The organism is Janthinobacterium foliorum (genome assembly GCF_978021625.1).
Genome location: NZ_CDXDQE010000015.1, coordinates 191,453 through 199,709, shown reverse-complemented (window position 1 = coordinate 199,709; position 8,257 = coordinate 191,453). Strand labels below are relative to the sequence as shown.

At 57.9% G+C, this 8,257-nt stretch carries 15 protein-coding genes; 12 read left to right on the top strand and 3 right to left on the bottom strand.

All coding sequences use genetic code 11. The annotated features are described in order from the left end of the window. A partial coding sequence (locus ACZ92H_RS25525; RefSeq protein ID WP_465051456.1) for a phage late control D family protein occupies nucleotides 1–1,233 on the top strand: 1,233 nt, incomplete at its 5' end. A gap of 4 nt (nucleotides 1,234–1,237) precedes the next feature. Here ACZ92H_RS25525 and ACZ92H_RS25520 read toward each other — a convergent pair. After that, nucleotides 1,238–1,678, bottom strand: a complete 441-nt coding sequence (locus tag ACZ92H_RS25520) for a hypothetical protein (RefSeq protein ID WP_465051455.1) — start codon at nucleotides 1,676–1,678, stop codon at nucleotides 1,238–1,240. Here ACZ92H_RS25520 and ACZ92H_RS25515 point away from each other — a divergent pair. Beyond that, nucleotides 1,677–1,904: a hypothetical protein gene (locus ACZ92H_RS25515; protein ID WP_465051454.1), complete on the top strand. Its 228-nt coding sequence runs from the start codon at nucleotides 1,677–1,679 to the stop codon at nucleotides 1,902–1,904. The genes ACZ92H_RS25520 and ACZ92H_RS25515 overlap by 2 nt on opposite strands. Here ACZ92H_RS25515 and ACZ92H_RS25510 read toward each other — a convergent pair. Then, nucleotides 1,901–2,590, bottom strand: coding sequence for a hypothetical protein (locus ACZ92H_RS25510; protein WP_465051453.1), 690 nt, complete (start codon nucleotides 2,588–2,590; stop codon nucleotides 1,901–1,903). The two genes, ACZ92H_RS25515 and ACZ92H_RS25510, sit on opposite strands and share 4 nt — an antisense overlap. A gap of 100 nt (nucleotides 2,591–2,690) precedes the next feature. Next, nucleotides 2,691–3,116 (bottom strand): helix-turn-helix domain-containing protein, encoded by a 426-nt coding sequence (locus tag ACZ92H_RS25505; RefSeq protein WP_465051452.1) that lies wholly within the window; start codon nucleotides 3,114–3,116, stop codon nucleotides 2,691–2,693. Nucleotides 3,117–3,428: 312 nt separating this feature from the next. On the opposite strand from ACZ92H_RS25505, the gene ACZ92H_RS25500 reads away from it, so the two are divergent. The 10 genes from ACZ92H_RS25500 to ACZ92H_RS25455 all read left to right on the top strand — a co-directional run bounded on the left by ACZ92H_RS25500 (nucleotide 3,429) and on the right by ACZ92H_RS25455 (nucleotide 8,216). Beyond that, entirely contained in the window at nucleotides 3,429–3,632 is a 204-nt protein-coding gene (locus tag ACZ92H_RS25500; RefSeq protein ID WP_100429088.1) for a hypothetical protein, read from the top strand. A gap of 47 nt (nucleotides 3,633–3,679) precedes the next feature. Next, the gene (locus ACZ92H_RS25495) at nucleotides 3,680–3,868 is read left to right on the top strand and encodes a hypothetical protein (protein ID WP_465051451.1); all 189 of its coding nucleotides are present in this window, start codon (nucleotides 3,680–3,682) and stop codon (nucleotides 3,866–3,868) included. Then, nucleotides 3,865–4,128 (top strand): Ogr/Delta-like zinc finger protein, encoded by a 264-nt coding sequence (locus ACZ92H_RS25490; RefSeq protein ID WP_071079002.1) that lies wholly within the window; start codon nucleotides 3,865–3,867, stop codon nucleotides 4,126–4,128. Before ACZ92H_RS25495 ends, ACZ92H_RS25490 begins: the two co-directional genes overlap by 4 nt. 121 nt (nucleotides 4,129–4,249) lie before the next feature. Continuing rightward, the gene (locus ACZ92H_RS25485; RefSeq protein WP_465051450.1) at nucleotides 4,250–4,624 is read left to right on the top strand and encodes a hypothetical protein; all 375 of its coding nucleotides are present in this window, start codon (nucleotides 4,250–4,252) and stop codon (nucleotides 4,622–4,624) included. Further along, complete coding sequence (locus ACZ92H_RS25480; RefSeq protein WP_465051449.1) at nucleotides 4,612–4,833, top strand: hypothetical protein; 222 nt, start codon at nucleotides 4,612–4,614, stop codon at nucleotides 4,831–4,833. The genes ACZ92H_RS25485 and ACZ92H_RS25480 overlap by 13 nt, the downstream gene beginning before the upstream one ends. A 101-nt stretch (nucleotides 4,834–4,934) precedes the next feature. Then, entirely contained in the window at nucleotides 4,935–5,312 is a 378-nt protein-coding gene (locus tag ACZ92H_RS25475) for a hypothetical protein (protein ID WP_465051448.1), read from the top strand. Beyond that, the gene (locus ACZ92H_RS25470) at nucleotides 5,302–7,182 is read left to right on the top strand and encodes a replication endonuclease (protein WP_465051447.1); all 1,881 of its coding nucleotides are present in this window, start codon (nucleotides 5,302–5,304) and stop codon (nucleotides 7,180–7,182) included. The genes ACZ92H_RS25475 and ACZ92H_RS25470 overlap by 11 nt, the downstream gene beginning before the upstream one ends. After that, nucleotides 7,136–7,288, top strand: coding sequence for a hypothetical protein (locus ACZ92H_RS25465; RefSeq protein WP_175539401.1), 153 nt, complete (start codon nucleotides 7,136–7,138; stop codon nucleotides 7,286–7,288). The genes ACZ92H_RS25470 and ACZ92H_RS25465 overlap by 47 nt, the downstream gene beginning before the upstream one ends. Next, nucleotides 7,282–7,521: a hypothetical protein gene (locus ACZ92H_RS25460; protein WP_465051446.1), complete on the top strand. Its 240-nt coding sequence runs from the start codon at nucleotides 7,282–7,284 to the stop codon at nucleotides 7,519–7,521. The genes ACZ92H_RS25465 and ACZ92H_RS25460 overlap by 7 nt, the downstream gene beginning before the upstream one ends. After that, nucleotides 7,518–8,216: a hypothetical protein gene (locus ACZ92H_RS25455; RefSeq protein ID WP_465051445.1), complete on the top strand. Its 699-nt coding sequence runs from the start codon at nucleotides 7,518–7,520 to the stop codon at nucleotides 8,214–8,216. Before ACZ92H_RS25460 ends, ACZ92H_RS25455 begins: the two co-directional genes overlap by 4 nt. Nucleotides 8,217–8,257 lie beyond the last annotated feature (41 nt).

The following is an 8,257-nucleotide window of genomic DNA, read 5'->3' as shown; positions in this document are numbered from 1 at the left end:
GAAGACAAGGATTTGACGGCCATCGTCTCGCCGCGGCTGATTAATCTGACCTTGACCCTGTGCCGTGGCGACGAGAGCGACCAGCTCGACATTTCCCTGGACGACAGCGACGGCAAGCTGGCCCTGCAGCCGCGCGGCGCGCAGATCGCCCTGGCGCTGGGCTGGCAATCATCCGGCCTGGTGGATATGGGCAAGTTCACCGTCGACGAGGTGGAGCACAGCGGTGCGCCCGACACCATCACCCTGCGCGCCAGGTCGGCCAACCTGATCGACACGTTTAAGCAGCAGCAGGAACACAGCTTTCACAAGACCACCCTGGGCGCCATCATCGAGGCGATTGCCTTTCGCAACGAGCTGGCGTCGGGCGTCTCGGCGCGCCTGCGTGATACTGCCGTCGAGCACATCGACCAGACCCACGAAAGCGATGCGGCCTTCCTGCGCCGGCTGGGCAGGAAATACGACGCGGTGGCCACCGTCAAGAATGACACCCTGCTATTCATCCCCATCAACCAGAGCCGCACCGCCAGCGGCAAGGCGCTGCCCGTCATTCCCATCACGCGCGCCCTGGGCGACGGCCACCGCTACCACAGCGCCGAAAGCGACGCCTACACGGGCGTGCGTGCCTTCTGGCACGACGAGCGCTACGCGCGCCGCCGCAGCGTCGTGGCCGGCGTACCCGGCAACAGCAAGCGCCTGCGCACCACCTTCGCCAACGAGACGGACGCGCGCGCGGCGGCCGTGGCCGAATGGCAGCGCATCCTGCGCGGCCTGGCCACCTTTGAAATGAGCTTGGCCCTGGGCAATCCGGCCGTGTTCCCGCAATCGCCCGTAACGGTGAAAGGCTTCAAACCCGAGATCGACGCCACCGACTGGCTATCGGTCAAAGTCACGCACAACCTGGGCGGCAACGGCTTTACTACGCGGGTGGAGTTTGAAACGAAGACGGAAGCGGTCGAGGCTGAGCGCGAAGACGAGAAAGACCCGGACCAAGGCATCACGGGCGTGGTGGCCAAGTGGAAGGACGTGGCGGCGAAGAGGAAAAAGGCAGGGCAGGAACAGGCTGGCGCCGCAGGCACGCTCAAGACCTTGGAGCACCTTTACAAGAGCAAGAGCGGTGCCAAGCGAGCGGCAAAACTGGCGTGGGAGCACATCAAGGAGGTACGCGAAATCATTCGGGAGAACAGCGAGGAGCCATGGAAGCAGGCGGAAACCACTTCCAAAGCGCAGGTGTGACGAACTACGGGAGGGTCACGGACTTTATCAGGACGCTCAATACTTCATTAGTTACACCTTTGAGTGTCTCCATAGTTCCGGCCTTCACTGATTGCACCAATCTCTCGCCCAAGGTAGCGCGGCTCACCAGACTATCGGGGACAGCTTTGAGGGCAGTCAAACCTTTTTCGGAAAGTACCGCATCCGCGAAGCCTGTGGCTGTCCTGCTATTGGGGCGTACGGAAATGTATCCCTCTTGCACCAACCATGTGGCGGTGTTGATAAATGCCTCTGCCGGAGGAGTCACTTCGGCACCTGTGAAACTGTCAGAATTAAAGCAGGCAGCTTCGCCACCTTCTACAAATTTTCTCGCGTCCAGGAAGATTGGTTTCGGGAAATTTTCGTACAATTTGGCAAAAATTTGGCCAGTTAATACATCAAAAGCATCAATATTGGAGAGTGTCATGTTCAACAAAAATTTAGAAGAAATAGAGCGTCAGGAAAAAGACATTCGGAACCATATCCATAGGCAGATACTGGGAATATCTGACCAAGTACGCTCCAAAGAAATATGGCATAAAATTTTGGCGGCTGCTGATCCGGAAACCATTGCAACCGCGCTAAGCACACAGCTCACGCATTTCAACTATCAGGAAGTGCTGCGCCGTAAACAATGCATCTGCCGTCGTTAATGCCCTCGATTAGCGGGAAGCCACAATGCTGGCATATCGCCAGTCGCGCCGACGCACTCAACGGGGACGCTTCCCCTAGATTTTTCAATGTGCCCTATCGAGTAGGATTTTCCGGCAATGTAGCACTTACTATCTAAGGAAGAAGTGCTTGACTCCCCGCTTACAGGAGACTTGTATAGTAGCCAGCCGCACGCAGCTAAAGCCATGCTAAGCAAAATCAATCGTACCCTTGCAGTTCGTTGAAGTTTGCCGATGTTAGCGGCCCGCTCCTCACATACAGGGCAGACATTGTCAGCATTGCCTCCCACTACAGGTCGCGGTAACGCAGGAATTTCTGATGGTGGTTCGCCTTGGTCTGCCGGAATATCGGCAGACTTGGCATCTTTGATCCAGGTCTCCAGTAGATTTTTTACTTCCGAGTACCGCTCAAGTGGTAGCTCTTTGATCTTCTTTAAACCGAAATCTGTAATGATGATCCTATACACGTCCAAGGGATGGTCGCCCGTAAGTGCGGACAGGTCTTTCACCAGTGCATTGATACGACGTCGTTGGAAATCGGTAATTAATTCAACGTCAATTTTTTCTGTCCCCAAGTGCAGTGTAACTACATTGTTCAGCCGGGGAGCCTCAACAATATTTCCAAATACATTCTGCCCAACATCGCCGCTAAATTCTGGTCTATCCATTACGAAATCCACATCTTTGCAACTTATAATCTCAATTTAACAACATTTTTCGCAAAATGAAGCCCCTCTCTCACAGACTATTGGTGAGGGACACACCCCATCAAATGGGTTTCTTTTTACTCTTATTGGGCATTTTTACTGTATTTGGCCCAGTGATATTGCCGTAGATATTTTGTCCAATATCGCCATGGTGCACCGGCTGAACAAGGTTTTGCGGCTGGTTCATTCCGCCGATTAAGCCAAGCACGCCAGCTTTTCCACGAATATCCATCTTGCGATATCCAGCAACAACTTCGCTCTCGTCCGCGCTCAAGTTCCCAGGCGTGAATTGGCCCGTAACAACATAGAGCACATCAACCCCAATTGCCGCAACGGCAGCTAGAAACTCCGCGTTTGGTACTTGCTTCCCTTGCTCCCAATCGATCTGGGTACGCTTTGAAGCCCCACCTACTGCCGCAAAATCCGCCTGGTTATAGCCGAGTCGTTCACGCTCCGCCTTAAGACGCACACCAATAATTTCACGCAATTTCTCACCTTTTACTTTACAAGTGCGGTTTTTCGCACTATATTTACGTCATTACCATGTGACGTATACAAATCATACCTTATGACAACTATCGCCCCAGTTACGCGGCAGCCAAAGAACTCACTTTCGCAGCCAATTCCTATCCGCTTGCTCCCGCCTGAAATTGAGCGCGTAGAAAAGTTTGCACAGCAAGACTCCCGTTCGCGGGCGTCGTTCATGCGCCTGATGTTGCTGCGAGGCCTGCAATCTTATGAGGCCGAACTCGTCCAATTGTCCGTTGTCCATCACGCTTAACTGCACAGGAGCAGGCCCATGTACCCCGATGCAAAACGTATCCGCAGCCACCGCGTCATGCTGCGCTTGGACGATTACGAGCACCAGCTCGTTTCCTCTCTCGCCGACTACCAAGGCGAAGCGCTTGCAGTGTTGGTGCGCCAGATCGTCATGCGTGAAGCCTTGGCAGTTATTGCCGCTGATGAAGCCAATATCGACAGCGTACAGCTTCGCAGTGCTTAATCCGAGGCACTGAATAGTAACTTTTGAGCAACTGCAAAGCTACCCACATGCCAGATCACCAAATTAATCTCAATGACGACGAGCGCGCGCTGTTGGAAATTGTGCGCCAGCGCCACGGGCTGGCAAGTATCGATCAGGCGGCCGAATGGCTAGTCAAGTCGCGCTTACGCAAGCAGGCAAAAAACATGACAGGTCGCGGTCGTGCCCTATACCAAGTGGAAAGAAAGCTGAAATGAGAGTCATCGGCCTGCCGTGCCCGCATTGCGAATACACCGTCCGCGCCGTCAAGAGCCGCACGATGTCCGCCATGTTCAAGGAAATTACCTACATGTGCCAGAACCCCGACTGCGGGCACTCCTTCGTGGCAGGCCTGGAAGTGCTGCGCACCCTCTCGCTGTCCGCCATGCCCAAGCCGGATATCCGCATCCCGATGTCTCAGCACGCGCGCACGGCAGCGACCAGTCAGTTGGCCTTGGACTTGACTGCGGGCTGCTGATGACTATCCCAACCCTCGCGCCGCCGTAGCCCGGCCGCCGTAACTCCCCCTCTTTTGCTATGCCCTGCTGCGCTCCCTTTTGAGCGTGCGGGATTTGTTCAACCTGAAATAAGGAAATTCGATGACAAACAGTCTTCAAATGCTCCAAACCGTCACCTTATCGCATGAGTCTGTACTGGCGGCATTGTGCGCGCTGGGCCGTCAGCGCACGAACGACAAAAAGCTTTTACAGCATTGTCTTGAGTCAAACCATGCTTCGGTTGCTTGGGTTCAACGCGAAATTTCCATCGCGGATGCTGCAATCATCAGTTTGAGAGGCGCAATCAATACTGTTCGCTATTGCCTCGAATGTGGCCACGTTGGGGATGTGTTGCCGCCGGCGCTCGACTGCTGTCCGGGCGGACAGCATGCGGCCATGGTTCATCCAGAGATCGCGCGGCAGGCTCGAATCGGCATGATGATTGCTTTAAAGGGTAAGCCGCAATGCGCAGTCTGACCATTCATGAAGGTTATGGCGTGGGCCCATCCGCTTACTACCAATCGCTGATGCGCCCTACCAGCCTCATTTTAGGCGAGGGAATAAGGGAAATATTTTCCGAGCGTGAAGCATGCCGTGCCGCTGGGCTGTTCTATGGCGTGATTGCCTTGGGATTGCTTGCGGAAGAAAGAATCGCATGCATCGGCGGCATGGCGGGAGAGTGGTAATGCTGCGCTTATTCAAAACCTGCGGCATCTGGTTGCTGTCACTCCTGATCGTCGTTACCCCTGACGTGCTACGGGCCATCGGCGCTATCAAGGACTGATCGATGCCCGCGTCCCTTATCGACAATCACCTGTCGTTCCTGCCAGCGGCAGCCATCCTCGCCGCCCGTGACAGAGACGTGCCGACGCCCCCAGGGGCACCGGAGGCGCTGGCTGCTATCGCGGCGGCGAAAGCCAGCCTTGCCGAGCGGGCCAGCTTGCGCGCCATCGAGCAGCGGCGAGCCAGCGAGGCACGCTTTATCGCCCAGGCCTGGGGATTGTCGCCGCGTGGCGCGCGCCGTTCCGTGTTGATCGCCGCCGGCATGGACGCCGACCGCTGGGAATCGCCCATCCATTCATTTACCGAGGAAGAGCGCATCGAGCTACGCGCCGCCACCTCTGCCGCTATCCGTGTGTACGAAAGACTGTTGAATGCAATCTAAACAAATTCTGCTGCCTGCCCCGCAGCGTCACGAAGCTTTTTTGCGATCCGCCCAGTTCGCGCCCGAGCTGGCCCGCATCCCCTACAAATGGCGCAACCGTGTCATCACGGCCGCCCTGGCCAAGATGGCTTGGTCGTCCTGGTACAAAGTCTATGAGTCCGTCGCCACCGGCTTTGTGCGCGAATTCGCTGACCTGTACGTGCCGGCCGGCGTCGACCTGTCGCAAAGCGACGCCGACATCGTGGCCACCGCCGAGCGCGCGGCGGCCGGCGTCGCCAAAATGCTGTGGATGGCCGTGTCCGACACGCACGCCTTGCAGATCATGGAAGACGAATGCACCTCATATGGCATCGAACTGCCGGAATTCGACGATCAAGCCGACACCATCGCCCGCTTGGTGGACGCACGCTGGTGGCGCCGCCAGTTGCGCAAGCGCGTCAAACGCGCCTTCGAGGCCGGCAATATCCGCCTGGGTTACGTGAACTATCGCGGCGAGCCCTACGCCAGCAATGACGCCGTGCTGTCACGCCTGGCGCAAAACCGCCGCAACGCGGCGGCGCTGGCGGCCACCCTGGTACAAAACGAAAACGGCCAGCAATTCAGCATCGCCGAGCTGGCCGAGAAAACGACGGCGAATAAAGCCATCCGGCGCGGCGAACTGATGTTGCGCATCAACGGCTTTGAACAGATCGCCCGCGAATGCGGCGACCAGGGTATTTTCATCACCTGGACGTGCCCATCGCGCTTTCACGCCATGCAGCACAGCGGCAAGCCCAACGACAAATTCGACGGCTCCACGCCGCGCGAGGCCAATGCCTACCTGGGCAAGATGACGTCGCTGTGCCGCTCCGCGCTGGCGCGCCGGGGTATTGGCCTGTACGGCTTTCGCATCGCCGAGCCGCATCACGATGGCTGCCCGCACTGGCATCTGTTGCTGTTCGTGCGCCCCACCGCGAAATACAAGACGGCCCACCTGCAGGACGTGGCCGGCCGCGCCATCCGTATCATGAAGCGCTACGCCTGGCGCGTGGACCGTGGCGAACCAGGCGCCTTCGCGCGCCGCCTGGACGTGAAGCGCATCGACTGGGCCAAGGGCAGCGCCGCCGGCTACATCGCCAAATATGTGGCCAAGAACATCGACGGCGTGGCCGAGCACAAGACGAAAGAAGGCTATGTCGTCACGGCCGACACCGAAGGCGATGTCGAGCTGACGCCATCGGCGCGCGTCGAGTCCTGGGCCGCGTGCTGGGGCATCCGCCAATTCCAGCAGTGGGGCGGCGCGCCCGTCACCGTGTGGCGCGAACTGCGCCGCATCGAGGAAAGCATGCTCAACGAAGCCCCGGCCGCCATGCGCCGCGCCTGGGACGCCGTGCAAAAGATCGACGGCGAAAAGCGTGCCTGCTGGGCCGAATATCTGCGCGCCCAGGGCGGCGCCCTGGTGCCGCGCAAGGAACTGGTCGTCACGCTGGCCAAGGACGAAAAAACTGTCATCGGCCGCTACGGCGAAACGCTGCGCACCACGCCCTACGGCGTGCGCTGCAGCGAGCTTGTCGGCGTGGTCTTCAAGTCCGTGCGCCATACCTGGACGCCCGTACAGGCCACAGGCGGGCGCGGGGTGGCTGTTGGGGTTGCCGTTCCTCGGACTCGTGTAAATAACTGTACGCACCCCGACCGTCCTGCCCCGGCCATGCCGCCGGCGGCGCCCGTCCCTAATTTGTCGGACGAGGCAAAAACAGCGCTGATTGCCGCCTGGGCGGCCGTCAACGCCTGCCCCTGGCCCCGGCTGATCGTTCCCGACACCCCCCCCATGAAGGAAATGGCACATGAGCACCTATGCCGTGATCGTTCGCACGCAAACCGAACGCTTTGAATTTTTTGAGGTTGCCGCATCCAGCGGCGACGTGATCGACGCCGCCATCGACCGCTACGGCGTGTGCGGCGTTACCGCCAAACTGAAAGGAGCACCGCAATGCTGAACACCCCGACCAATTCGCCGCGGCAAATCGCCATGGGTGACCGCGTGACATTCGATACCGATGAAGGCTACCAGGCCGGCACCGTCAACGACCTGCGCCGCGACGTGGGCAATGGCGAGCTGCATGCTTGGGTGGAGCTGAATCACCAGTGGGCGGGCATGTTCCGCGCCGTGCCGCTGGGCGCCATCGAGGCGGTCACGAAAGCATCGGTTGCCCTGGCGTGCCAGCTATGACGAGCGAACCGCTTGCGCTCTTCTTCCGTGATCTGGTCAGCATGCATACAGAACAACGCACCAGGTGGCTATGCGGCCACTTCAACCAATCGACTAAATCACAAAGTACCTACATGGACCAATACAAAGAATTCTGCCGGCTGCGCGACTTCCGCAAGCCAGGCGTGGAAGTTTGCCAGTACACCGAGGCCGAAGCGTTTGCAATGGTGGCAATCCAAGCTGCAGCAGGTGAACTTGCATTTCTAGCTGCACGGCACGAATACGTGATGGACAGTGCGTTTCAATTAGCAAGAGAGTTCGGCAACGGCGATACCCCATTGGACGGCGCCATGGCATTTCGCAATTTCGCTTCAGTACTGGCAGGTCTTAAGGAACAACACCAGCTCATAGCCCTGCAAACCTTAGCCGCCTTCAACGCGGCCAAAGCTGATGAAAGCGTTGACACGCCAGCGTTCCAGGAACTGCTGACTTGGTTTCGCGCTGCATGTGCCGATCCATATAGCAATATTGAAGCCAAAGCAGTAGAGCAGACACGCCAGGCCATCATTTCCCACCTCACCACCTGGGGGGCGCAGCAACGTGAAGCGGGGCGCTTACAAGGGAGGGATCAGCGCGATGAGGCTCACAGAAAAATGGAATTCATGAAGAATCAGCTTGACCAACATCAAAGCCATCAAGGTGCTGAGCGGAGGTAAGAAAAAATGCTTCGCTATATGACCATACCAAAGTTCTCCAG